The organism is Catellatospora coxensis (assembly GCF_016862635.1).
In the GTDB taxonomy this organism is placed as follows: domain Bacteria; phylum Actinomycetota; class Actinomycetes; order Mycobacteriales; family Micromonosporaceae; genus Catellatospora; species Catellatospora coxensis.
This window is the reverse complement of the sequence record NZ_BONI01000022.1, coordinates 1-22,684: the sequence shown is the minus strand read 5'-3', so window position 1 is coordinate 22,684 and position 22,684 is coordinate 1. Positions and strand designations below refer to the sequence as shown.

The following is a 22,684-nucleotide window of genomic DNA, read 5'->3' as shown; positions in this document are numbered from 1 at the left end:
CGGCGGCCGCCGCTAGGGTGGCAGGCATGCTCGATCACCTGTCGATCCAGGTCGCCGACGTCGAAGCGGCCGCGTACTTCTACGACACCGTGCTGGAGCCGCTCGGCGGGCGGCGCCTGCTGGAGTTCGGCGACGTCATCGGCTACGGCGTCGACCGGCCGGTGTTCTGGCTCGGTCCGGTCACGACCGAGGGCGCCGCGCGGGAGGCGCACATCGCGTTCGTCGCCGCCGACCGCGCGGCCGTCACCGCGTTCTTCGAGGCGGCGGTCGGGACCGGGGCCGAGGTGCTGCACGAGCCGCGGGTGTGGCCGGAGTACCACGAGAACTACTTCGGGGCGTTCGTGCGCGACCGGGACGGCAACAACGTCGAGGCGGTCTGCCACCTGCCCGGGTGATCAGCGCTCGCGGCGGGCCGCCAGCACTCCCCTGACGCCGAGCACGCCGACGGTGGTGCCGATCGCCAGCGACGCCCCGATCAGCAGGGCGTGCACCCAGAGGAAGCTCGTCGGCGAGCCGTCACCGGACACGCCGCTCACCCAGGCCCGTGGGTCGTCCCAGATCGCGACGGCGAACCGCGGCCAGATCAGCCAGGTCCACACACCGACCCCGATCAGGAACAGCGACCAGCCGCGCGACAACCTCATAACCGGCGAGTATGCCAGTCAGCGGTCGTACGGCCGCACCGAGACCGGGCGCTCGAAGAACGTCTCCAGCGCCACGATGGTCTGCGTGCCGGTGACCCCGGGCACCGCGAAGATCTGCTTGAGCACCGCCTGGAGCTCCTCGGTCGTCGAGGTCCGGATCTTCGTGAGCACCGACGCGGCGCCCGCGGTGATGTGCGCCTCCTGGATCTGCGGGATCGCGCGCAGGGCGGCGGCGGTCGTCGTGTCGCCCATCCACTCGTTCGCCTCGATCAGCACGAACGCCAGCACGCCGCGCCCGGCCGCGTGCGGGTCGACGTCGATCGTGGTGCTCCGGATCACGCCCCGTTCCCGCAGCTTGCGGACCCGGTCGTGGGCGGCGGCGCCGGACAGGCCCACCGCGAGCCCGAGCGCCGCGTACGGCCGGGTCGCGTCGGCCTGCAGCAGCGCGATCAGCGTACGGTCGATCTCGTCCACGTCAACTCCCGACAGTCTTTGACAGAACCTCGTTAGGCGATGTTAGCTTCATGCCGAATGATGTTCAGCATGGGAGGCACATCGTGAGTGCTCTGCTCGCCACCGACACCATCCCCGCCCAGCTCGTGACCCTGGACCCGCGCTTCGAGTGCAACGGCGACGAGCGGGTGGAGCGGCTGTTCACCGGCGCCCGCTGGCTGGAGGGCCCGGTCTACCACCCGGCCGGGCGCTACCTGCTCTGCAGCGACATTCCTAACGACCGCATGTTGCGCTGGGACGAGACCACCGGCACGGTCGGCGTCTTCCGGCAGCCCGCCGGCCACACCAACGGGCACACCCTGGACGGGCAGGGCCGTCTGGTCAGCTGCGAGCAGGGCAACCGGCGGGTCACCCGCACCGAGCACGACGGCACCATCACCGTGCTCGCCGACAACTGGCAGGGCAAGCGGCTCAACAGCCCCAACGACGTGGTGGTCCGCTCCGACGGCTCGGTCTGGTTCACCGACCCGTCGTACGGCATCGACAACGACTACGAGGGCAACCGCGCCACCAGCGAGATCGGCGCGTGCCACGTCTACCGCGTCGTGCCCGGCGGGCAGGTGGAGGCGGTGGTGCAGGACGCCGTACGCCCCAACGGGCTCGCCTTCTCCCCCGACGAGCGGCGGCTCTACCTGGCCGACACGCGGCGCAAGCACATCCGGGTCTTCGACGTCACCGCCGAGGGCGGCCTGACCGGCGGCGAGGTGCTGGCCGAGTGCGACGCGGGCTCGTTCGACGGGCTGCGCGTGGACGACCGGGGCATGATCTGGGCGGCGGCCCACGACGGGGTGCACTGCTACCACCCGGACGGCACCCGGCTCGGCCGGATCCTGCTCCCCGAGATCGTGTCCAACCTGGTCTTCGGCGGCCCGAAGCGCAACATGCTCTTCATGACCGCGACGACCTCGGTGTACGTGATCAGGCTGACCGTGAACGGCTGCCGCCCGCCGTGGGCCGCCCGCTGAACCCGGTCAGGGCTGAGCGTTGGCGGCGGCGCGGCTGCGCACGATGGCCAGCACCGCCGCCTCCACCTGCTCGATCGGCTGCTCCGGGGTGAACACCAGCCAGTCCAGCGCCACCACCAGGCACACCCCGAACAGCGCCGAGGCGGACAGGCGTACGTCGAGGTCGGCGGCGAAGTCCCCGCTGTCCACCCCCGCCCGCAGCGTCGCCGCGATGACGGTGATCGCCTCCTCGCGCAGCAGGCGCAGCGTCTGCTGCCAGTCGCGATGCGTACGCCACATCTCCGACAGCAGCAGCTGCGCGAACGACCGGTATCGCTGGATGAACGCCAGCTCCGCGCGGACCAGCGCGGCCACCGCGTCGACCGGCGACCGCCCGGCGACCGCCGCGCCGAAGTCGGCCGTCAGCAGGCCCACGCCGTACCGCAGCAGCTCCTCGAACAGCACGCTCTTCGAGGCGAAGTTGTAGTAGACCGTGCCCTTGGCCACCCCGGCCCGCTCCGCGATCTGGTCCACCGTCGTATCGGAGAACCCCTGCTCCGCGATGAGCGCCATGGTCGCCTCGAACAACTTCTGCCGCGTGGCGTCCCGCCGCGCACTCCGCCCGTCCACGCCACGCCTCCTCGTCATCTCGGCCCGCAGTCTCGGGGGAACTGCGCCCATCGTCGCGCGGATTCGTGGACTTTCCCCGAAACCGCAGCCTCCATGATCGCCCGGACGGCGGTCACATGGTGAGGGCGGGGTGGAGTCTGTCGGGGGTGAGGCGGCGGGCGCGGGCGGTGGTCAGGGTGGTGAGGGTCAGGGCGAGGGCGGCTACGGAGAGGAGGACGGCGGTGCCGGTGACGACGGTGGTCGTGGAGCCGCCGAGGATGAGGCGGCGCAGGCCGTCGACGACGTACGTCATCGGCAGGTACGGGTGGACGGCCTGGAAGAAGCCGGGGCTGGTGGCCACGGGGTAGGTGCCGCCGGAGCCGGTGAGCTGGAGCATCAGCAGGATCAGGGCGACCAGGCGGCCGGCCGAGCCCAGGGCTGCGCCGAGCAGTTGCAGCACGGCGGTGAAGGCGAGCATCGTGGCCAGCAGGTAGCCGTACATGCCCCAGGGGTGCGCGGGCTCCAGGCCGAGCGCGAGGAGCAGCACGGCGTACAGCACGGTGGTCTGGGCGAAGCCGATCGCGACCGCGGGCCGCCAGCCGGCCAGCGCCACCCGCCAGGCCGGCGCGCCGGTCATCAGGTGCCGCCGGGTCACCGGCCGCAGCAGCATGTACGTCAGCATCGCGCCCACCCACAGCGCCAGCGCCAGGAAGTACGGCGCGAACCCGGCCCCGTACGCGGCCGCCGCGTGCCACACGTCGCGTTCCAGGGTCACCGGCGCGGCCAGCACCCCGGCCCGCTGCGCGCGGGAGTCCGCGTCGTAGCCGGGCACCTGCGCCGCCCCGTCGGCCAGCCCGTCGGCCAGCTTGCGCGCCCCGTCGTCGAGCCGGGCGAGGCCGTCGGCCAGGTCGCCCGCGCCGCCGGAGAGCCGGACCAGGCCCCCGTCGAGCTGCCGTGCCCCGGTGGACAGCCGGTACAGGCCACCGTGCAGCGACTTCGCGCCGGTGGCGGCGTCGGCGATGCCGCCGTGCAGCCGGTCCGCGCCGGTGGACAGCGTGGCCAGGCCGGTGGCCAGCTCGTCGACGCTGCGCCGGGCCGCGGCGACGTCGTCGGCCAGGTGCGGGGCGGCCTGCGCCACGGCACGGGCAGCTTTCGCGACCTCGGTCAGCTGCGCCTTGACCCGCGGCAGTCCGGCGTTGTCGAGCCGGTGTGCCAGGTCCCGCGCGGTGTCGGCAGCGGCCGACGCGGCCCGGCGGGCGGCGGTGAAGGCCGGGTCGTCGGCGAGTTCGGGGTGCGCCTGGGCGAGCGCGTCCAGCGCCGTGACGACCTCGGCGGTACGCCGTACCGCCTGGTCGGCGAGTTGCGGCAGCGCGTCCAGGTGTGCCGCGAGCGTGTCGGCGGCCGCCGCGACGGCGTTCGCGCCCTGCTCGATCGTGTCCGCGTGCTCGCGCAGCACCGGCTCGACCCGGTCGGCGACCCCGTCCACGGTGGACGCGAGCTTCGCCCCGCCCGCGGCGGCCCGGGCGGCCCCGTCGGCGAGCTGCGCCGAGCCCGCCTCCAGGGTGGCCAGTCCCCCGGCCAGCTCGCGGGAGCCGGACTCGGCCCGCGCCAGCCCGGCCGCGAGCGTGCCCGCCCCCGTCCGGGCGTCGTGCGCGCCGTCGGCGAGCGCGTCCGCGCCGTCACTGGCGTCGGTCGCGCCGCCGGCCAGCTCGTCCGCGCCGTCGGCGGCGTCGCCGAGGGCCGACTTCACGTCGCTGAAGCCGATCAGCATGCCGTCGAAGTACCTCGCCGCCGCCGACTCGGCCGCGGCCGCCCGGATCTCGGTGAACGCGCTGCGGGCCAGCATCCCGGAGATGTAGTTGACCCCGTCGTCGCTGACCACGGTGAGCTGCCCGGCCCGCGCCGTCGCCGCCGGGTCCGGCCCGGTGACCAGGGCCGCCGAGAAGTCCGCGGGGATGCGCAGCATCAGCTGGTAGGTCCCGTCGCGCAGCCCGTCCGCCGCCCGCGCCGCGTCCACCCGCTGCCACCCGAAGACCTGCCGCTGCTCCAGCTCCTCGGCCAGGTCCCGCCCGGCGTGCACCTGCCCGCCGTCCGGATCACTCGCGGTCCGGTCCTCGACCACCAGCGCCACCGGAATCCGGTGCATGTTCCCGTACGGATCCCAGAACGCCCACAGGTACAGCGCCCCGTACAGCAGCGGCACCAGCGTCAGCACCACCAGCGCGGCCCGCGTCATCCGGTGCCGCCGGAACCGCCGCAACTCCAGCCTGCCCAGACTCACCGCCCCACCCCCACCTGAGAAAGGAAGGGCACCTTCACATCGCTCCGCGATGTAGAAGGTGCCCTTCCCAACATCTGCGGTGCAGGAGTGCTGGTCAGGGTGCCGTGCGGAGCAGCCGTGGGGGCCAGGGCTGCGGGCGCGGCGGGACCGCCGGTCCGAGCGGATGCTCCGGTCAGGGCCGCGCCGTCACGGCAGACCGCGACGACCGCGCGGCCGGTCGCGTCGAGTTCGCTGAGCAGGGTCTGCGTCTCGGCGGGGGTCAGGCCCACGTCGATGTCGTCGATGAGCAGCACGTCGGGGTCCTCCAGCAGGGCGAGCTTGATCATCAGGCGGTGCCGGTCGAGCGGGGACAGGTCGCGGACCAGGGCGTCGGACTCGGTGGCGAGCAGGGGGTGGCGGCTGCGACGGTGCCAGGGCCGGGCCCGGCCGAGCAGGCGCAGGCGCTCGCCGACGTGCTCGGCGACGGTGAGCGCGGGCTCCGGCTCGTTGACGCCGGTGACCAGGCCGAACGCCGTACGCCCGCGGGTCAGGGCACCGTGCGTGGTCCGGAACCGACCGCCGAGCGCGAGCAGCGCGGTGGTCCTGCCGCCGCCCGCGGGGCCGGTCAGGGCGACCAGCTCGCCCGGGTGGACGGCGAGGTCGAGATCCCGGAAGACCCACCCCCGGCGGGTACGCAGTCCGAGCCCCTCGGCTCGCAGCAGTGCCGCCTCCACGCCGCCCCCAAAGTATTTGAACTGACCAGTCGGTCTAAATACTGGCTCACGATGCGACGAGAGCGGAAGTGAGCGTGAGCCGTCTCACCGACTACGATCCAGAGGTGATCTCGGCAGAGCCAATGATCTTCCGTACCGCGAGCTTTCAGGACCTGGACGCCGCGACCCTCTACGCCCTGCTGAAGCTGCGGGTGGACGTGTTCGTCGTCGAGCAGTCCTGCCCCTACCCCGACCTCGACGGCCGTGACGCCGAACCCGGCACCCGGCACCTGTGGTACGAGGTGGACCGCCGACCCGTGGCCTACTTGCGCATGCTCGAGGACGCCGAGCCCGACGGCCCGGTGTGCCGCATCGGCCGCGTGGTGACCGCCCCCGAGGCACGCGGCGACGGCCTGGCCGGGCAGCTGCTCACGGCCGCGCTGGCCGCGGTCGGCGACCGCCCGGCAGTGCTGGACGCGCAGTCGCACCTGGAGCGCTTCTACGCCAAGTACGGCTTCGCCGTGAGCGGCCCGGAGTTCCTGGAGGACGGCATCCCGCACGTGCCGATGCGCCGAGGCTGAGCCCGGCCGGTCGCGCCGCTCCGAGGCCCGGACACGGCCCGACCCATGATCGTTGAAATTGCCAGGCAACCGGGCGAATGGCGCCTCAAGAAACGCACAGGTGCCAGGCGAGTCGAACGATCATGGTGTCCACCACGCCCTCGCAACACGCGACGCGAGGGGCCTGGGCGGCGGGCGGGTCAGGCGGAGGGGGCGACCACGGCGGTCGAGCCGCGTACGACCAGCTCGGGGTCGAACAGGTACTCGTCCGGGGCGACCTCGCCGCCGTCCACCTGCGACACCAGCATGGCCACCGCGGCCGTGCCCATCGCGCCGATGGGCTGGCGCACCGTGGTCAGCGGCGGGTCCGTGCACGCCATGAACAGCGAGTCGTCGTATCCGACCACGGAGATGTCCTCCGGCACGCGCAGCCCCATCCGGCGCACCGCGCGCACCGCGCCCAGCGCGAACACGTCGGAGGCGCAGACCAGCCCGGTCACGCCCTCCTTGATCAGCCGTACCGCCGCGGCCTGCGCCGCCTCCATGGAGTAGATGGTGCGCGCGACGGGCGGGTTCTTCTGCCCGGTGCGCTTGCGGAACGCGGCGAGCTTGCGCGCCGACGGCACGTGGTCGACCGGCCCGAGCAGCAGCCCGATCTTCGTGTGGCCGAGGGAGGACAGGTGCCCGTAGGCCTGATCGACCGCGACCGCGTCGTCGGCGGCCACGACCGGGAAGCCCAGTCCGTCTATGGCCGCGTTCACCAGCACCACGGGCAGGCCGCGCTGGCGCAGCCGGTGGTAGTGCTCGTGCTCGGCGTCGGCCTGGGCGTAGAGCCCGCCGGCGAAGATCACGCCGGAGACCTGCTGCTCCATCATGATGTCGACGTACGCCGACTCGGCCACGCCCTCCTCGGTGCGGGTGCACAGCACCGGGGTGAAGCCCCGCTGCGCCAGCGCCCCGGCCACGATCTCGGCGAACGCCGGGAAGATCGGGTTCTGGAGTTCGGGCAGCACCAGGCCGACCAGGCGGGCGCGTTCGCCGCGCAGCTTGGTGGGCCGCTCGTAGCCGAGCACGTCCAGCGCGGTCAGCACGGCGGTGCGGGTGGCTTCGGAGATGCCGGGCTTGCCGTTGAGCACGCGGCTCACCGTCGCCTCGCTCACCCCCACGTACTTCGCCACTTCGGCGAGTCTGCGCGTCACGCCGGTCACTGTAACCGGTCGGCTGCGTGACCGTTGCCGGGCGAACCGGTAAACCGGATCACGCATCGGCCTGCGGCGACTGTCCTGGCGGCGTTAAGAAGGGCACCTTCTACATCGCGGAGCGATGTGAAGGTGCCCTTCCTTTCACTCGACCGGTGGAGAGGGCCGCTCACCCTCTCCACCGGGGATCGGGGTGGGTTACGAGGCGTAGACCTCGTACTCCGCGAGCTGGCCGGCGGGCCAGCCCGTGTTGCCGGTGAAGCTCAGGCGCAGGTAGCGCTGGCTGGTCGCCGGGAAGGTGATGGTCACGGTGTTGGCCGAGGACGGGTTGAAGACGTAGCCGGCCGAGGCCTTGACCGTGGTGTACGAGGAGTTGTTGGTGCTGCCGAGGACCGACAGGGTCTGGGTGCGGGTGGCCCACGCCGCGGCGGGCGGGAGCTTGAGCACCACGCGGGAGACCGAGGTCGTCGCGCCGAGGTCCACCGTGATGGTCTGCGGCCAGGCGTTGTTCAGCGACTCCCAGTACGTGTTGGCGTTGCCGTCGACCGCGTTGCCCGCGCCGTACACGTCGGCGTGCCCGCTCTCGGTCACCGGGCGGTTGAGCGCCAGGTTGGTGTTCGCGGTGACGCCGTTGCCGGACAGGTTGACGGTGTGCGGGCTGCCGGGCGCGTTGCTGGTGAAGCTGACCGTGCCGGAGCGGGCCCCGGACGCGGTCGGCGTGAACGTCACCGAGATGGTGCACGACGCGCCCGCCGCCAGCGAGGAACCGCAGGTGGTGGTGCGGGCGTAGTCGCCGGTCACGGTGACCGCGCCCAGCGTCGCCGAGGCCGTGCCGGTGTTGGTCACCGTCACCGACTGCGCGCCGCTGCTGCTGCCGACGGTCTGGTTCGCGAACGACAGGCTCGACGCGGACAGGCCGACGGCCGGGGTCTGCGGGGGCGGGGTGCCGTTGCCGTACACCTCGAACTCGCTGAACTGCGCGGCCGGCCAGCCGGTGTTGCCGGTGACCGTCACCCGGACGTACCGGCGTGCCCCGGCGGTGAAGTTGATCGTCGCGCTGTTGCCGGTGGCCGGGTTGAACGTGTAGCCGGCCGAACCCGCCAGGCTGCTGAAGTTCGAGCCGTCCGTCGAGCCCAGCACCTGCAGGGTCTCCGTCCGGGTGCCCCACGACGGGGGCAGCTTCAGCACCACCTGGTTGACGGTCGCGCTCGCGCCCAGGTCCACGGTGATCGACTGCGGGAAGGCGTTGTTGCTGCTCTCCCAGTACGTGTTCACGTCGCCGTCGACCGCGTTGCCCGACCCGTACGACTGGGTCTGGCTGGTCTGCGTGGTCGGGCGGCCCGCGGCCAGGTTGCCGTTGGGGTTGAAGCCCGAGCCGGTCAGGTTCACCACGTGCGGGTTGCCCTGCGCGTTGCTGCCCACGGAAAGCTGCCCGTTGCGGGTGCCGGTCGCGGTCGGCGTGAACGTCACCGAGGCGGTGCAGCTCGCGCCGGGGGCCAGCGACGAGCCGCAGTTCGTGGTCCGGGCGAAGTCACCGCTGACGGCGACGCCGCTCAGGCTGACCGCGACCGAACCCGGGTTGCTCACCGTGACCGTCTGCGCGGAGCTGGTGGTGCCCACGTTCTGCGTGCCGAAGACCAGGTTCGACGTGCTCAGGCTCAGCTGCGCCGAGGGCGGCGGGGGCGAGCTGGGCGGCGGCGGGCTGTTGCTCGGCGGGGTGGTCGGGCCGCCGGTCCAGACCGGGGTCGGCCAGATGCCGGTGCAGGCCGGCGGGTTGGCGTACCAGCCGGAATTCGTGCCCACCTGGGTGATCTGGAACGACGGGCCCACGCAGTTGTGGATCGGGTTGCTCTGCGCGATGCCGGAGGCGGTCACGTTCTCGAACGTGGCCTGACCCTGCGACTGCACCTGCAGCGCGTACGTGCCCGCGCCGATGATGCGCACGTTCTTGAAGTGGATGCCGGTCGCCCCGCCCTCGATCCAGTGCAGCGCCGCGTACGAGCTGTCCAGGATGTCGGTGTCGGTGATGTTGATGGTCGCGCCGTTGATCGGCTCGTTGAGGCCGGAGAACCAGATCGCGCCGACGCCGAAGTTCCAGTTGTAGTCGGAGTTGCCGGTGCGGATCAGGGTGTTGCGGGCGACGGTGAAGGTGCCCGCCACGGCCGTGCCCTGGCCCGAGTTGACCCCCGGGTAGCGGTTGCCGATGTGGATGCCGCCGCCGTTGGTGATGGTGTCCGCGACCACGTTGTCGGTGATCTTTATGTCGCGGCCGCCGTACGACACGATGTTGTTCGCCAGGATCGTCACGCCGACCGTGTTGAACGAGAACGTGTTGTTGACGTTCGGGATGCGCTCGGGCCACATGGCCAGGCCGTCGTCACCGGTGTTGCGCACGAACGTGTTGGTGACCGTCGAGTTGGTGACGCCGGTGTGGAAGTTCACGCCGTCGGCGGTCTGGTCCAGGATCACGCTGTTCTTGATGGTGAAGTTGTCCATCGGGCCGTCCATCCAGGCGCCGACCTTCGTGTGCTGCATCCACACGCTGTCGACCACCGAGTTGGTCATGGCCCCGCCCATGGCGTTGACCTGGTCGTTGTCCACCCGCTCGCGGACGTCGCCGATGATCGCGAAGTCCTTGAGGGTGACGTTGCGGCTCGGGCCGCCCGCCTCGTGGGCGCGGATCTCGCCGCCGTAGCCGCCGCCGGCGACGTACTTGCCGTAGACGCCGACCGCGCGGTTGCGGTTGGTGGGGTGGCGGCCGGTGAGCACGCTGTGCCACATGCCCGCGCCCTGCAGGGTCACCCCGTCGACCACGATGTGGTCCCAGACGGTGTACGTGCCCGCGGGGATCCAGACGACCCGGCCCTGCGCCCTGCCCGCGTCCACGGCGGCCTGGAACTTCGCCGTGTTGTCGGCGGTGCCGCCGGTGGGGTCGGCGCCGAAGTCGGCCACCACGTCGATCGCGTTGGCGGGCTTGCTCTTCGGGCCGCCGACCTGCTCGAAGTCGGCCAGGTCGATGGTGAAGCTCGGCGACTGCGCGGTCGAGTTCACCTGCAGCCGGATCTTCGTGCCGATCGGGTACGTGCCGCCGAGCAGGCTGCGCTGCTCGTCGTAGAAGTGGTGCGGGTTGGTGTCACCCGGGTTGTTGTTGAACGGGTAACCGCCGTAGAACCAGCCGTACTTCGAGGTCACCGGGACGCTCTTCAGGAAGTTCCCGTTGACCCGCAGGTCGATGGTGGCGTCGCGGCCGGTGCCCGCGGCGTTGTCCGGCAGGCTGTACCGGAAGTTGATCGAGTCGGCGGGCTTGGTGAGGGTGAACTCGACGTACTCCCCCACCGCGTCCAGGGTGACCGCCTGGCGGCCCGAGGCCTCCGAGGCGAGCTGGCCGTAGTAGCGGGTGTGCGCCAGGATCGTGCCGTTGGTCGGCTGCTCCTCGGCCTCGAACTCGGTGAACGCGACGGTCGCGCCCCGGCCGGGCACGGCCAGCGGCGACAGGGCGGCCTGCGCCGCGGACGGGATGAGGGCGCCGGCGGCGGTGACCGCCACCAGCGCGACGCCGGCCAGCATGGCGCCGGCCGCCGCGGCGGCCAGCCCGCGCCGGCGCGAGGCCGGGCTCGTCAGGCGTGTGGGAGGGCTGCTGTGCTCGTTCATTGCCTGTGATGCCTTCCGGTGTGGGACGGGGTGACCGGAGCGGAGGGGGCGGCGCGGTGGGGGGACCGCGCCGCCGCGGCCTTGGCGATGCTGAGCGTCGGGCTCCTTTCGAACCCGCTGGGCGGATCTCGGTCAGGCGGGGCGGATCCAGACCGCGGTGTCGGCGGGCAGGCGGTTGCCGTCCAGCGGGCCGCTGGCGACGAGCACCTGCGCGTACGCGGGCAGGTCCACGGCGTGGTCGGCGAGGTTGACCACGCAGATCAGGTCGAGGCCGTCCGGGGCGGGACGGCGGAACGACAGCACCTGGGCGGAGCTGTCGAGCCACGACATCGGGCCGTCGCCGAGCGCGGGCTCGCTGTGGCGCAGGCTCAGGCAGCGGCGGTACAGCTCCAGCATCGAGCCCGGGTCACCGGTCTGCGCCTCGGCGGTGTACGCCTTCCACGCCGCCGGCTGGGGCAGCCACGGCTTGGCCGTCGCGCCGTCGGGGCTGAACCCGAACGGCGCCTGCGCACCCGACCAGGGCAGCGGCACCCGGCAGCCGTCACGGCCCGGGTCGACGCCGGCGGTGCGGTGCCACATCGGGTCCTGCATCAGCTCGGCCGGGATGTCCTCGACCTCCCACAGGCCCAGCTCCTCGCCCTGGTACAGGTACGCCGAACCGGGCAGCGCCAGCGCCAGCATGATCGCGGCGCGCGCCCGGCGGGTGCCCAGCTCCAGGTCCACCGGGGTGTCGTGGGTGCGCCCCTTGAAGCTGAACGAGGTGTCGGCGCGGCCGTACCGGCTGACGTGGCGGGTGACGTCGTGGTTGGACAGCACCCAGGTGGCGGGCGCGTCGACGGGCGCGTGCGAGCGCAGCGTGTCGTCGATGACGTCGCGCAGCAGCGTCGCGTCCCAGGCCGAGCACAGGAAGTTCATGTTGAACGCGGTGTGCATCTCGTCCGGGCGCAGGTAGTTGGTGAAGCGCTGCACGTCGGGCATCCACACCTCGCCGATCAGCGCGCGGCCGCCGTACTCGTCGGCGATGCGCCGCCAGGCCCGGTACACGTCGTGCACCTCGTCGAGGTCCTCGAACGGGTGCCGCTCGGTGGTGCCGACCTCGGGCAGGTTCGGGTCCTTGATCAGCAGACCGGCGGAGTCGATGCGGATGCCGTCGGCGCCGAGGTCGAACCAGAAGCGCAGCACGTTCTCGTGCTCCTCGCGCACCGCCGGGTGGTCCCAGTTCCAGTCGGGCTGCGCGCCGTCGAACAGGTGCAGGTACCACTCGCCGTCGGCGACCCGGGTCCAGGTGCCGCCGCCGAAGTTCGAGGTCCAGTCGGTCGGCGGCAGCTCGCCGTGCTCGCCCTTGCCGGGGCGGAACCAGAACAGCTCCCGCTCGGGCGAGCCGGGGCCCGCCGCCAGCGCCGCCTGGAACCAGGGGTGCTGGTCCGAGCAGTGGTTGGGGACCACGTCGACGATGACGCGGATGCCCAGCGCGTGCGCCTCGCGGATCATCTCCTCGCACTCGGCCAGGTCGCCGAAGATCGGGTCGATGTTGCGGTAGTCGCTGACGTCGTACCCGCCGTCCGCCTGGGGCGAGACGTAGAAGGGGTTGAACCAGATGGCGTCGATGCCCAGGTCCCTCAGGTACGGCAGATGCGCCCGGACACCGGCCAGGTCGCCGACGCCGTCGCCGTTGCCGTCGGCGAAGCTGCGGACGTACACCTGGTAGATGGCGGCATCGCGCCACCAGGCGTCGGTCGCCGAGCGCACCCCCTGCGGCGCGGGGGCTCCGATGTCAACCACGAGATACCTGCTTCCTGTTACGGAACACGAACTGGACGGTGGGGCACGGCGGGCGGGCCCGCGCTGCGGGCCCGCGGCCGGCTACTCCTTGAGACCGCCGGCGGTCAGGCCGGACATGATGCTGCGCTGGAAGATCAGGAAGAACACGATGGTCGGGATCGCGGCGATGACGGCCGCGGCGACGACCACGTTCTGCGGCGTGCCGCCGGAGAAGGCGTAGATGCCGACGCTGATGGTGCGGGTCTCCGGCGAGGGCATGACCAGCTTCGGCCAGAGGAAGTCCTTCCACACCGCGGTCACCGCGAAGATGGAGACCACGCCGAGGATGGGCCGGGAGATCGGCAGCACGATCGACCAGAGTGTGCGCATCGGCCCCGCGCCGTCCATCGTCGCCGCGGACATCAGGTCCTCGGGGATGGAGTCGAAGAACCGCTTCAGCAGGAAGATGTTGAACGCGTTGGCCACCGCCGGCAGCCAGATCGAGAACGGGGAGTCGATCAGGCTGATGTTCAGGATCGGCAGGTCGATCACCGTCACGTATTGCGGGATGATCAGCACCATCGCCGGGATCATCAGCGTCGCCAGCATCAGGCCGAGGATGAGGTTGCCCAGCTTCGGCCGCAGCTTCGACAGCGCGTACGCCGCCGCGGTGTCCAGCACGAGCTGGAACACCAGCGCGCCGATCGCGTAGTAGAAGGTGTTGAACAGCAGCTTTGCCAGGTCCAGCCGGTTCCACGCCTCGGAGTAGTTCTCCGGCTGCGGATCCGCCGGCCACAGTGTCGGCGGGGTCTGCGCCAGCTCGGGGCTGGACTTCAGCGCGCCGGTGACCATCCAGTACAGCGGCCCGATGAACACGAGCGTGAACAGGATGAGCACGACGGTGAGGAGGGTCCAGTAGATCACCTTGCCGCGGCCCCGCTGGAGCTGCGCGAAGGAGACCAGTGACCGCGTCTCGGATTGCTGCGCCATGACTCGTTCCCCTAGTCCTGTTGCGCGTTCAGTCGGGCGTAGACGGCGGAGAAGCCGATCAGCGCCACGAGCATGATCACGCCGAGCGCCGCCGCGCCGTTGAGGTCGTTCTGGAAGAAGCCGTGCTGGTAGATGAGGTACACGACCGAGGTGGCCGAGTCCTCCGAGCCCGCGCCGTTGGCCAGGATCAGCGGCTCGATGAACAGCTGCATGGTCGCGACGACCTGGAGCATGGCCATCAGCGACAGGATCAGCCTGGTCTGCGGGATGGTCACGTTGGTGATGCGCCGCCACAGGCCGGCGCCGTCGAGCTCGGCGGCCTCGTACAGCTCGCCCGGGATGTTCTGCAGCGCGGCCAGGTAGATCAGCACCGCGCCGCCCATGTTCATCCAGGTCGAGGCGAGCACCATGGCGGGCATCGTCATGTCCGTCGACTGCATCCACTGCGAGGTCGGCAGCCCGAGCCCCTTGAGGATCGAGTTGAACAGGCCCGCGTCGCTGGGGTCGTAGGCGAGGTACTTGAACAGGAACAGGGCCGAGGCCGGGGGCAGCATCACCGGCAGGTAGACCAGGATGCGCAGGTAACCCTTGGCGTGCCGGAACTCGTTGAGCAGCACCGCCAGGAAGAAGGGGACCGCGTAGCCGGCGACCAGGGCGAGCACCGTGAAGTACAGGGTGTTCTGCCAGGCCGTCCAGAAGCTCGGGTCGTTGATGATCCGCTCGTAGTTGTCCCAGCCGACCCAGGTGGTCTCGCCCGCGCGGGTGCGCTGGAAGCTCATCACCACGCCGCGGATCATCGGGTACCAGGAGAAGAACGCGAAGCAGACGACCGCGCCGATCAGGAACGCGTAGCCGGTCAGGTTGTCCTTGAGCCGGCGGTTGCGCCGGGCGCGCCGCGCATCGACGGGTGCTGGCGCTGGGCTGCCGACGTCGATGCCGGCGCCAGGAACGGTGGCGATCGCCATGTCATCACTCCTGAGGGAAGGTGCGGGATCAGGTCCGCGCGAGGACGGGGAGCCGGCGTGGTGCCCGGCTCCCCGTCCCTGGATCACTTGGCGGCCTGAGCGAGGAGCTGGTTGACCTTGTCCTCGGCCTTCTTGAGCTCGGCGTCGACGCTCGCGTTCGGGTTCGTCAGGATCGCCGACATGGCACCGTCGAGGATCGCGTAGATGCCCTGCGCGTTGGCCGGCTCGAACTTGATCGCCACCGGGTTGTTCTCGAAGGCGGCGAAGTCGTCCGGCGCGATGTTGCCGTTCGCCTTGCGCAGGTCGAACTCGGACTTCTGCGACGCGCTGGCCGGGGTGAACAGCTGCGGCTGCGGCAGACCGACCTGCTCGCCCTGGGCCTTGGCGCGGGCGTAGTCGAACTGGCCCTTGCCCGGGGTGAGCTTCTCGAAGGCGAGCCACTTCAGACCGGCCTTGACCTGGTCGTCGGTCAGGCCCTTCTTGAAGAAGTAGCCCTCACCGCCACCCAGGGTGCCCTTGGCGGCGCCGTCCTGGCCCGGCATCGGGCCCATCGCCCAGTCCTCGTACTTGCCCTGGAACTGGGTGACGATCGCGGTGGTCGCGTCGGGCGCGCCGACGAACATGCCGACCTTGCCCGCGCCCGCGATGGTCAGCAGGTCGCCCCAGCCGAGCAGCTGGCGGGCGCCCATGCTGTTGTCGCCGTACCGCATGTCCTTGAGGTTCTGCAGAACCTTCTTGCCCATGTCGTTGTTGAAGTCGGCCTTCTTGCCGTCGGCCGTCACCAGGGCGCCGCCCTGCGAGTACAGCTCGGCGGTGAAGTGCCAGCCGCCGGTGTTGCCGGAGCTGTACTCGCCGAAGCCGGCGATGCCGTCACCGAGCGCCGAGATCTTCTTGGCGGCTTCGCGCACCTCGGCCCAGGTCTTCGGCGGGCTCTTCGGGTCCAGACCGGCCTTGGTGAACAGGGTCTTGTTGTAGACCAGGCCCATCGAGTAGTTCTTGGTCGGGATGCCCCAGACCTTGCCGTCGCGGGTGAACGTGTTCTTGGCGTCGCCGAGCACGTCGTCCCAGGTCGGGAGGTTCTCCTTGGTGGCGAACGCGGTGATGTCCATCGCCTGGCCGGAGTCGATGACCTGCTGCACGTCGGTCATGTAGCCGTAGAACACGTCGGTCATCGAGCCGCCCTGCAGGCGGGCGGTGAAGTCCGGCGGGTTGGCGCACTGGGTGCCGACCGAAACACTCTTGATCTTGATGGTGGGGTTGGCCGCCTCGAACGCCTTGACGTCGTCGTTCCACGCCTGCAGCAGGTTCTTCTGCGCGCCGACCGGCTGGCAGTCGACCGTGATGATGGTCTTGCCGGCAGCATCCGTGGAGTCGTCGCTCTTGGTGGAGCAGGCCGCGAGGCCCAGTCCCAGGCCGGTCGCGAGCGCGACCGCCGCGACCTTCCGGAAGTGCGGTACGGACATCTGTCCATCCCTTCGGGAAACAGTTCTTGATCTACGGAGCCGCGAGGACGGGTCGCCGCGGCGGCGTCTTGTTGTGCGCTGACTTCCGTGTGACCTGCCTCGCATTTTCCAAGGTCAGGCTTAGGTGAAGTCACTGTAGCGTTGGCGACTCATGTCCGCAAGGTGTCGAGATAGTTACGCAATTTTTTGACGTAACGCTGTCGCAGGCGGGCCAACGTCTGCGCTGCAAGGAATGCCTGTGGCTTGGTTCACAGGACATGTGTCGATACCGTTTCGCAATCTGGTTTGCATACGGTCACGTCTTTGCGCTCGCTTGTGCGCGATGATCAGAGCTGGATAGGAAACATGCAGCTCAGCCCTGCAAAATTGGCAGCGGGTCGGCTGATCGGCGCGGCCGGGCATGCCGCACGATGCGTCGGCAGGCGCGGGACATCGACCACGGCCGACCGCGGTCACGTTTACGCAACGTTTCGTCGCCCGGAACCGCGCCCGAGACGGCCGGCCACCCACACCCACCGGCCCAGCCACCCAAGATCGCTCGACTTGCCTGGCACCTGTGCGTATCTTGACCGCGGATTCGCCCATCTGCCTGGCAAGTCGGGCGATCTTGAGCGGGCGACGGCGCTAGCCGCGGGCGGGCGGGCGCGCGGCGGGGCGGGGCGGAAACACGAACGGCTCCGTGCACGCCGTTTGCACGGGTGCGCGGAGCCGTTCGGGGAAGGAGAGTCAGTCGGTGGGGCGGGACTGGGCGGGGACGAGGCGGGCGTTGGCGGGGACGGCGGCGGTGGAGCCGCGTACCACGAGTTCGGTCTCGAACAGGAGCTCGTCTGCGGGGACGACGTTGCCGGCGATCTCGCTGACCAGCAGCGCCACCGCGGCCTGGCCCATCGCCTCGATCGGCTGGCGCACCGTGGTCAGCGGCGGGTCGGTGCAGGTCATCACGGCCGAGTCGTCGTACCCGACCAGGGACACGTCACCGGGCACGGACAGGCCCAGCCGGCGTACGCCGCGCACCGCGCCGAGCGCCAGCACGTCGGAGGCGCAGATCAGGCCGGTGACGCCCCGCGCGATCAGCCGCGCCGCCGCGGCGTGGCCGCCCTCCATCGAGAAGATGGTGCGCTCGACCATGTCGTCGGCCCCGGGGAAGGCCTGGCGCTTGCGCGAGGACGGCATGTGGTCGGGCGGGCCCAGGATGAGGCCGATCCGGTCGTGGCCCAGCGACACCAGGTGGTTGTACGCCTGCTCGGTGGCCACCGCGTCGTCGGCCGACACCCGGGGGAAGCCCAGGTCGTCGATGCCCGCGTTGACCAGTATCGCGGGCAGCCCGCGGTCGAGCAGCCGGCGGTAGTGCTCGTGGTCGGCGTCGGCCTGGGCGTAGTTGCCGCCCGCGAAGATCACGCCGGACACCTGCTGCTCCAGCAGCATGTCCACGTAGTCGGACTCGGCGACGCCGTCGGCGGTGCGGGTGCACAGCACGGGGGTGAACCCGCGCTTGGCCAGGGCGCCGGCCACCACCTCGGCGAACGCCGGGAAGATCGGGTTCTGGAGTTCCGGCAGCACCAGGCCGACCAGCCGGGCCCGTTCGCCGCGCAGCTTGGTGGGGCGCTCGTAGCCGAGCACGTCCAGCGCGGTGAGCACGGCCGTACGGGTGGCCTCGGAGATGCCGGGGCGACCGTTGAGCACCCTGCTCACGGTGGCCGTGCTCACTCCCACGTACTTCGCCACTTCGGCGAGTCTGCGCGTCATGGTACGCAAGTGTAGGGCACGATCGTGCAAATCAGTTGCACGGGTTGCCCTACAGTTTGCAAAACCTTCTCCGGCCCTGCTGGAGCCGGGAGCGCTCCCCTACGGCAGGGCGGCGACGATCTCCTCCACGGAGCGGCGGCGGCCCGTGTAGAACGGGACCTCCTCGCGCACGTGCCGGCGGGCCGACGAGGCGCGCAGGTCGCGCATCAGGTCCACGATCCGGTGCAGCTCGTCCGCCTCGAACGCCAGCATCCACTCGTAGTCGCCCAGCGCGAACGAGGCCACCGTGTTCGCCCGCACGTCCGGGTAGCCGCGCGCCATCTTGCCGTGCTCGGCCAGCATCTCCCGGCGCTCCTCGTCCGGCAGCAGGTACCACTCGTACGACCGCACGAACGGGTACACGCAGACGTACGCGCGGGCCTCCTCGCCGGCCAGGAACGCCGGGATGTGGCTCTTGTTGAACTCGGCCGGGCGGTGCAGCGCCGCCTGCGACCAGACCGGGGTCAGGCACTTGCCCAGCGCGGTCCGCCGGAACAGGCCGTACGCGTCCTGCAGCGCGTCGGAGGAGCCGGAGTGCCACCAGATCATCACGTCCGCGTCGGCGCGCAGGCCCGCCACGTCGTAGACGCCGCGCACGGTGACGTCCTTCTCGGCGAGCTGGTGGAACAGCGCGTCGACCTCACCGGACACCTCCGACCGGATCGAGGGCAGCGGGCCCTTGACCCGGAACACCGACCACATCGTGTACCGGATGGTGTCGTTCAGCTCCCGTAGCCGGGCCGCGTTGGTCTGTTCGGTCATGTCCTCGATCCTTCCAGAATCCGGTCGGCGGCCTGCTCCGCGGAGGCGACGCAGGCGGGGATGCCGACCCCGTCGAAGGCCGCGCCGGCCAGCGCCAGCGGCAGGCCGGCCAGCAGCGTCCGGGCCTGCCCGACCCGGTCGACGTGCCCCGGGGCGTACTGCGGCAGCCCGCCGCCCCAGCGGGTCACCTCCGCCGCGACAGGCGCGGGCAGCGCCGTGCCGAGCACCGTGCCCAGATCGGCGAGCACCGCCCGCACCAGCTCCGCGTCCGGGCGCTGGAGCACCGCCTGCTCGCCGTACCGGCCGACGCTCGCGCGCAGCAGCACCCGGCCGTCCGGGCGGGCGTGGTGCGCCCACTTGGTGCTGAAGAAGGTGGCCGCCTTGATGGTCAGGCCCTGGTCGGCGGGGACCAGGAAGCCGGTCAGCGGCGGCAGCTCGACGCCCGCCAGCGCCAGCGTCACCAGCCCGACGCTGGCGTAGTCGAGCACGCCGACCAGCGCGGCGGCGTCCGGCGACACGTCGCGCAGCAGCCGCGACGCGGGACGGGCCGGGACGGCCAGCACCACCGCGTCGCACTCGATCTGCCGAGCGCGCACGCTGTCCGGGGCGTCGGGGGCCGCCGCACCGACCGACAGCGTCCAGCCGTCCCCGTGCCGGGCCAGCATCCGCACCGGCACGCCGGTCAGCACGTCGACGCCGCGGCGGGCCAGTTCCGCGGCGGCGGCGTCGACGAGGCCGCCCAGGCCGCCGCGCAAGGTGCCGAAGACGGGGCTGCCCGGCTGGTGCGCCCGGCTCGCGGCCGCGGTCAGCGCCACCGCGCCGCGCAGCGTGTGCTCCGTGCCGAGCAGCCGGTGCAGCGCGGGCACCGTGGCCGCCAGCGAGAGGCCGTCGGCGCTGCCCGCGTACACGCCGCCGAGCAGGGGGTCGACCAGGTGCGTGACGATCTCGCCGCCGAGCCGCTCGCGCACCAGCGCGCCGACCGAGCGGTCCTCGCCCGCGGGCAGCACCGGGACACCGCGGTCCGCGTCGTGGTCGTCGAGGCGGGCGATGCCGTCGAGCGCGGCCTGCGGGCCCGGCACACCCATGACGGTGCCGCCGGGCAGCGGCCGCAGCTCGCCGCCCAGCCACAGCCCGGCCCGGGAGACCGCCGGGTGGACCAGCCGGTCCCCCAGGCCCAGCTCGTCGACGAGCCGCTTCGCGCCGCTCGGGCCGCCGGCCTGGTCGCGCATCAGGAACTGCTCGGCCCCGGTGTCCACGCCGTCGGGGCGGGTGCTGATCCGCCCGCCCAGCCGCGCGGACTGCTCCACCACGGTGACCCGGTGCCCCGCCCCGGACAGCCGCAGCGCCGCCGCGAGCCCCGCGACCCCACCGCCGACGACGACCGTATGCCTACTCATGCCGGCCCGTCACCGCGCGCTGAGCGTGTGCACCAGCTCCACTACGCGGGTGAGCACGGTGGGGTCGGTCTCGGGAAGCACGCCGTGCCCGAGGTTGAACACGTGCCCGGGGGCCGCGCGGCCCTCGGCCAGCACCCGCCGCACCTCGCGCTCGACGACCTCCCATGGCGCGAACAGCACCGCCGGGTCGAGGTTGCCCTGCACGGGATGCCCCGGCACCTGCTTGGCGGCCTGGTCGAGCGGGGTGCGCCAGTCGACGCCGACCACGTCCGCGCCCGCCTGCGCCATCGCGGGCAGCAGCAGGCCGGTGCCGACGCCGAAGTGGATGCGCGGCAGCCCGGCGTCGGCCAGCCCGTCCAGCACCTTGCGCGAGTGCGGCAGCACGTACTGGCGGTAGTCCGCTTCGGACAGCGCGCCGACCCACGAGTCGAACAGCTGCACGGCGCTGACGCCCGCGCCGATCTGCACCTGGAGGAAGGTCAGCGTGATGTCGGCCAGCCGGTCCAGCAGCGCGTGCCAGAGCTGCGGGTCGCCGTACATCAGGGCCTTGGTCTGGGTGTGGTTGCGCGACGGGCCGCCCTCGACCAGGTAGCTGGCGAGCGTGAACGGCGCGCCCGCGAAGCCGATCAGCGGCTTGTCGAGCAGCTCCGCCGTGAGCATCCGGACCGCCTCGTCCACGTAGGACACGGCGGCCGGGTCGAGCGGGCGCACCCGGTCCAGGTCGGCGAGCGTGCGGACCGGCTCGGCGACGACCGGGCCGGTGCCGGCCACGATGTCCAGCTCGACCCCGGCCGCGTCGAGCGGCACCATGATGTCGCTGAAGAAGATGGCGGCGTCCACGCCGTGGCGGCGTACCGGCTGCAGGGTGATCTCGGTGACCAGGTCGGGCTGCCGGCAGGACTCCAGCATGCGGACCCCGGCCCGCAGCGAGCGGTACTCCGGCAGGGAGCGCCCCGCCTGCCGCATGAACCACACCGGCGTATGCGGCACGGACTGACCGCGGCACGCCCGGACGAATGCGGAGCCCGCCGTGCGGTCCGCGGGACTGGTGTCAGTTGCACTGCTCATCACGGCCATCGTGCCACCGGCCAGATAACGATCTCCGAACGGGTGGCGCGGATGTGAGCCGTATCGGCGCGCCGAACCACGACAACGGTCCCGAAGCCCCCTAGGGTACGGCTATGGCGCTCACGACGGCACTCCCCGAGACGTTCACGCGCGCCGTCACCGCGCTGCGTGCCGCCCACCCCCGGAGCGAGATAGCGCTGGAGGAGGTGCCGGCTCCGAGCCGGCTCGCCCCGCACGCCTTCGCCCTCGGCGCGACCGTGCTGCGCCGTGGCGAGGAGGTCACCACCGGGCGGCTCATCCTGCTGCACGACCCGGCGGGGCACGAGGCGTGGGAGGGCGACACCCGGCTCGTCACGTACGTCACCGCGGAACTCGAGCCCGAGCTGGCCACCGACCCGCTGCTGCCCCAGGTGGGCTGGAGCTGGCTGGTGGACGCGCTCGACGCGCACAGCTCCGGATACGCCGCGATCGGCGGCACGGTGACGCAGACCATCTCCAGCCGCTTCGGCGCGCTGGCCGCCGACGGCCCGCCCACCACGGACCTGGAGCTGCGCGCCTCCTGGACCCCGCTGGACCTGAACCTGGAGGGCCACGTGGCGGCCTGGTGCGCGCTGCTCGCCTCGACCGCGGGCCTGCCGCCGGTCGGGGTGTCCGCGCTGCCGCTGCGCCGCGCCGAGCAGCGCTGACCCCGTCGACGACGAAGGGCGGCCGGAACACCGGCCGCCCCTGTCAGCGGTTCACGCGCGTACGCGCCGCACCCGCACCGTCCCGTCAGAGGTAGGCCTTGCAGGCCTTGTCCAGGGCCTTCGCCCGGGCCTCGGACGGCGCGCTGAAGAACGCGTCGAGCTTGTCGAGGCAGACCACCATCGCCTTGTTCTCGTTCTGCACGCCCTCGAGGTCCTGCTTGGACTTCGCCAGCTCGTCCTTGGTGGTCTCCAGCTGCGACTTGCCCGAGGCGATCTCGCTGTCCTTGGACTTGATGGACTTGTCGCGCTCCTCGACCTGCTGGGTCAGCGTGGTCTTGGTGTCGGCGAGCTCGCCGGACTTGAGCACGAACAGCGTCGTCATCACGCCGGTGGCCAGCACCAGCAGGCCGGTGGCGATGCCCAGCACCAGGGGCGCCTTGGACTTCTTGACCGGCGCCGGGGCGGCGGCCGGGTAGCCGTAGCCCGAGGTCGGGTACGCCGACACCGGCACGGCCGACACCGGGTAGCCCTCCGGCTGCGCCGGGATCGGGGCGTAACCGGCCGGGTAGCCGGCGGGCTGCGGGGTCGCGGCGGGGTAACCGGCGGCGACCGGCTGCGGCGCGGTGGCCGGGTACGCGGCGGCCGGCTGCGGGGTCGCGGCCGGGTAGGCGGCGACGGGCTGCGGCGCGGTCGCCGGGTAGGCGGCGGCCGGCT

At 71.7% G+C, this 22,684-nt stretch carries 19 protein-coding genes and 1 pseudogene; 4 read left to right on the top strand and 16 right to left on the bottom strand.

Annotation, left to right across the window (positions count from 1 at the left end; all coding sequences use genetic code 11):
* The first annotated feature begins 26 nt into the window (after nucleotides 1–26).
* Complete coding sequence (locus tag Cco03nite_RS14940; RefSeq protein WP_203692679.1) at nucleotides 27–395, top strand: VOC family protein; 369 nt, start codon at nucleotides 27–29, stop codon at nucleotides 393–395.
* Here the strand turns inward: Cco03nite_RS14940 and Cco03nite_RS14935 are convergent, their stop codons facing one another.
* Nucleotides 396–644, bottom strand: coding sequence for an SCO4848 family membrane protein (locus Cco03nite_RS14935; RefSeq protein WP_203692678.1), 249 nt, complete (start codon nucleotides 642–644; stop codon nucleotides 396–398).
* Nucleotides 645–662: 18 nt separating this feature from the next.
* Nucleotides 663–1,118 carry an Lrp/AsnC family transcriptional regulator gene (locus tag Cco03nite_RS14930; protein ID WP_203692677.1) on the bottom strand — a complete coding sequence of 152 codons (456 nt, stop codon included), beginning with the start codon at nucleotides 1,116–1,118 and terminating at the stop codon, nucleotides 663–665.
* A 92-nt stretch (nucleotides 1,119–1,210) separates the two neighbouring features.
* Between Cco03nite_RS14930 and Cco03nite_RS14925 the strand changes: the two genes are divergently transcribed.
* Nucleotides 1,211–2,122 (top strand): SMP-30/gluconolactonase/LRE family protein, encoded by a 912-nt coding sequence (locus Cco03nite_RS14925; protein WP_239167392.1) that lies wholly within the window; start codon nucleotides 1,211–1,213, stop codon nucleotides 2,120–2,122.
* A 6-nt stretch (nucleotides 2,123–2,128) separates the two neighbouring features.
* Here the strand turns inward: Cco03nite_RS14925 and Cco03nite_RS14920 are convergent, their stop codons facing one another.
* The 3 genes from Cco03nite_RS14920 to Cco03nite_RS14910 all read right to left on the bottom strand — a co-directional run bounded on the left by Cco03nite_RS14920 (nucleotide 2,129) and on the right by Cco03nite_RS14910 (nucleotide 5,704).
* Entirely contained in the window at nucleotides 2,129–2,731 is a 603-nt protein-coding gene (locus Cco03nite_RS14920; protein WP_239167383.1) for a TetR/AcrR family transcriptional regulator, read from the bottom strand.
* A 112-nt stretch (nucleotides 2,732–2,843) separates the two neighbouring features.
* Nucleotides 2,844–4,991 (bottom strand): YhgE/Pip domain-containing protein, encoded by a 2,148-nt coding sequence (locus Cco03nite_RS14915; RefSeq protein ID WP_239167382.1) that lies wholly within the window; start codon nucleotides 4,989–4,991, stop codon nucleotides 2,844–2,846.
* A complete protein-coding gene (locus tag Cco03nite_RS14910) occupies nucleotides 4,988–5,704 on the bottom strand; it encodes an ATP-binding cassette domain-containing protein (protein WP_203692674.1) in 717 nt (238 codons plus the stop codon). Before Cco03nite_RS14910 ends, Cco03nite_RS14915 begins: the two co-directional genes overlap by 4 nt.
* Nucleotides 5,705–5,826: 122 nt before the next feature.
* Here Cco03nite_RS14910 and Cco03nite_RS14905 point away from each other — a divergent pair, with 122 nt between their 5' ends.
* Nucleotides 5,827–6,264, top strand: a complete 438-nt coding sequence (locus Cco03nite_RS14905) for a GNAT family N-acetyltransferase (protein ID WP_203692755.1) — start codon at nucleotides 5,827–5,829, stop codon at nucleotides 6,262–6,264.
* Between the two features lie 179 nt (nucleotides 6,265–6,443).
* Here the strand turns inward: Cco03nite_RS14905 and Cco03nite_RS14900 are convergent, their stop codons facing one another.
* The 10 genes from Cco03nite_RS14900 to hemE all read right to left on the bottom strand — a co-directional run bounded on the left by Cco03nite_RS14900 (nucleotide 6,444) and on the right by hemE (nucleotide 21,293).
* Complete coding sequence (locus Cco03nite_RS14900; protein ID WP_203692673.1) at nucleotides 6,444–7,442, bottom strand: LacI family DNA-binding transcriptional regulator; 999 nt, start codon at nucleotides 7,440–7,442, stop codon at nucleotides 6,444–6,446.
* Between the two features lie 198 nt (nucleotides 7,443–7,640).
* The gene (locus Cco03nite_RS42375) at nucleotides 7,641–11,093 is read right to left on the bottom strand and encodes a galactose-binding domain-containing protein (protein ID WP_239167381.1); all 3,453 of its coding nucleotides are present in this window, start codon (nucleotides 11,091–11,093) and stop codon (nucleotides 7,641–7,643) included.
* A 132-nt stretch (nucleotides 11,094–11,225) separates the two neighbouring features.
* Nucleotides 11,226–12,875 (bottom strand): glycoside hydrolase family 13 protein, encoded by a 1,650-nt coding sequence (locus Cco03nite_RS14890; protein WP_239167380.1) that lies wholly within the window; start codon nucleotides 12,873–12,875, stop codon nucleotides 11,226–11,228.
* Between the two features lie 81 nt (nucleotides 12,876–12,956).
* Nucleotides 12,957–13,844 carry a carbohydrate ABC transporter permease gene (locus tag Cco03nite_RS14885; RefSeq protein ID WP_203692672.1) on the bottom strand — a complete coding sequence of 296 codons (888 nt, stop codon included), beginning with the start codon at nucleotides 13,842–13,844 and terminating at the stop codon, nucleotides 12,957–12,959.
* Between the two features lie 11 nt (nucleotides 13,845–13,855).
* Nucleotides 13,856–14,809, bottom strand: a complete 954-nt coding sequence (locus Cco03nite_RS14880; RefSeq protein WP_203692671.1) for a carbohydrate ABC transporter permease — start codon at nucleotides 14,807–14,809, stop codon at nucleotides 13,856–13,858.
* A gap of 83 nt (nucleotides 14,810–14,892) precedes the next feature.
* Nucleotides 14,893–16,272, bottom strand: a complete 1,380-nt coding sequence (locus tag Cco03nite_RS14875; RefSeq protein ID WP_203692670.1) for an ABC transporter substrate-binding protein — start codon at nucleotides 16,270–16,272, stop codon at nucleotides 14,893–14,895.
* Nucleotides 16,273–16,998: 726 nt separating this feature from the next.
* A complete protein-coding gene (locus Cco03nite_RS14870; protein ID WP_203692669.1) occupies nucleotides 16,999–18,018 on the bottom strand; it encodes a LacI family DNA-binding transcriptional regulator in 1,020 nt (339 codons plus the stop codon).
* A 99-nt stretch (nucleotides 18,019–18,117) separates the two neighbouring features.
* On the bottom strand, nucleotides 18,118–18,819 hold the full coding sequence (gene hemQ, locus Cco03nite_RS14865; RefSeq protein ID WP_203692668.1) for a hydrogen peroxide-dependent heme synthase: 702 nt from the start codon (nucleotides 18,817–18,819) through the stop codon (nucleotides 18,118–18,120).
* Nucleotides 18,816–20,216 (bottom strand): protoporphyrinogen oxidase, encoded by a 1,401-nt coding sequence (gene hemG, locus Cco03nite_RS14860; RefSeq protein ID WP_203692667.1) that lies wholly within the window; start codon nucleotides 20,214–20,216, stop codon nucleotides 18,816–18,818. Before hemG ends, hemQ begins: the two co-directional genes overlap by 4 nt.
* Before the next feature lie 9 nt (nucleotides 20,217–20,225).
* On the bottom strand, nucleotides 20,226–21,293 hold the full coding sequence (gene hemE / locus Cco03nite_RS14855; protein ID WP_203692666.1) for a uroporphyrinogen decarboxylase: 1,068 nt from the start codon (nucleotides 21,291–21,293) through the stop codon (nucleotides 20,226–20,228).
* 104 nt (nucleotides 21,294–21,397) lie between these two features.
* Here hemE and Cco03nite_RS14850 point away from each other — a divergent pair, with 104 nt between their 5' ends.
* Complete coding sequence (locus tag Cco03nite_RS14850) at nucleotides 21,398–21,970, top strand: DUF3000 domain-containing protein (protein WP_203692665.1); 573 nt, start codon at nucleotides 21,398–21,400, stop codon at nucleotides 21,968–21,970.
* Nucleotides 21,971–22,055: 85 nt separating this feature from the next.
* Here the strand turns inward: Cco03nite_RS14850 and Cco03nite_RS14845 are convergent.
* A pseudogene (locus tag Cco03nite_RS14845) lies at nucleotides 22,056–22,684 on the bottom strand (hypothetical protein); the annotation flags it as partial.

Bases quoted from the DNA above. Each gene is read 5' to 3' on its own strand.
- Cco03nite_RS14940 (WP_203692679.1), top strand. From the start codon at position 27: ATGCTCGATCACCTGTCGATCCAGGTCGCCGACGTCGAAGCGGCCGCG.
- Cco03nite_RS14935 (WP_203692678.1), bottom strand. From the start codon at position 644: ATGAGGTTGTCGCGCGGCTGGTCGCTGTTCCTGATCGGGGTCGGTGTG.
- Cco03nite_RS14905 (WP_203692755.1), top strand. From the start codon at position 5,827: ATGATCTTCCGTACCGCGAGCTTTCAGGACCTGGACGCCGCGACCCTC.
- Cco03nite_RS42375 (WP_239167381.1), bottom strand. From the start codon at position 11,093: ATGAACGAGCACAGCAGCCCTCCCACACGCCTGACGAGCCCGGCCTCG.
- Cco03nite_RS14885 (WP_203692672.1), bottom strand. From the start codon at position 13,844: ATGGCGCAGCAATCCGAGACGCGGTCACTGGTCTCCTTCGCGCAGCTC.
- Cco03nite_RS14880 (WP_203692671.1), bottom strand. From the start codon at position 14,809: ATGGCGATCGCCACCGTTCCTGGCGCCGGCATCGACGTCGGCAGCCCA.
- Cco03nite_RS14875 (WP_203692670.1), bottom strand. From the start codon at position 16,272: ATGTCCGTACCGCACTTCCGGAAGGTCGCGGCGGTCGCGCTCGCGACC.
- Cco03nite_RS14870 (WP_203692669.1), bottom strand. From the start codon at position 18,018: ATGACGCGCAGACTCGCCGAAGTGGCGAAGTACGTGGGAGTGAGCACG.
- hemQ (WP_203692668.1), bottom strand. From the start codon at position 18,819: ATGACCGAACAGACCAACGCGGCCCGGCTACGGGAGCTGAACGACACC.
- hemG (WP_203692667.1), bottom strand. From the start codon at position 20,216: ATGAGTAGGCATACGGTCGTCGTCGGCGGTGGGGTCGCGGGGCTCGCG.
- hemE (WP_203692666.1), bottom strand. From the start codon at position 21,293: ATGGCCGTGATGAGCAGTGCAACTGACACCAGTCCCGCGGACCGCACG.
- Cco03nite_RS14850 (WP_203692665.1), top strand. From the start codon at position 21,398: ATGGCGCTCACGACGGCACTCCCCGAGACGTTCACGCGCGCCGTCACC.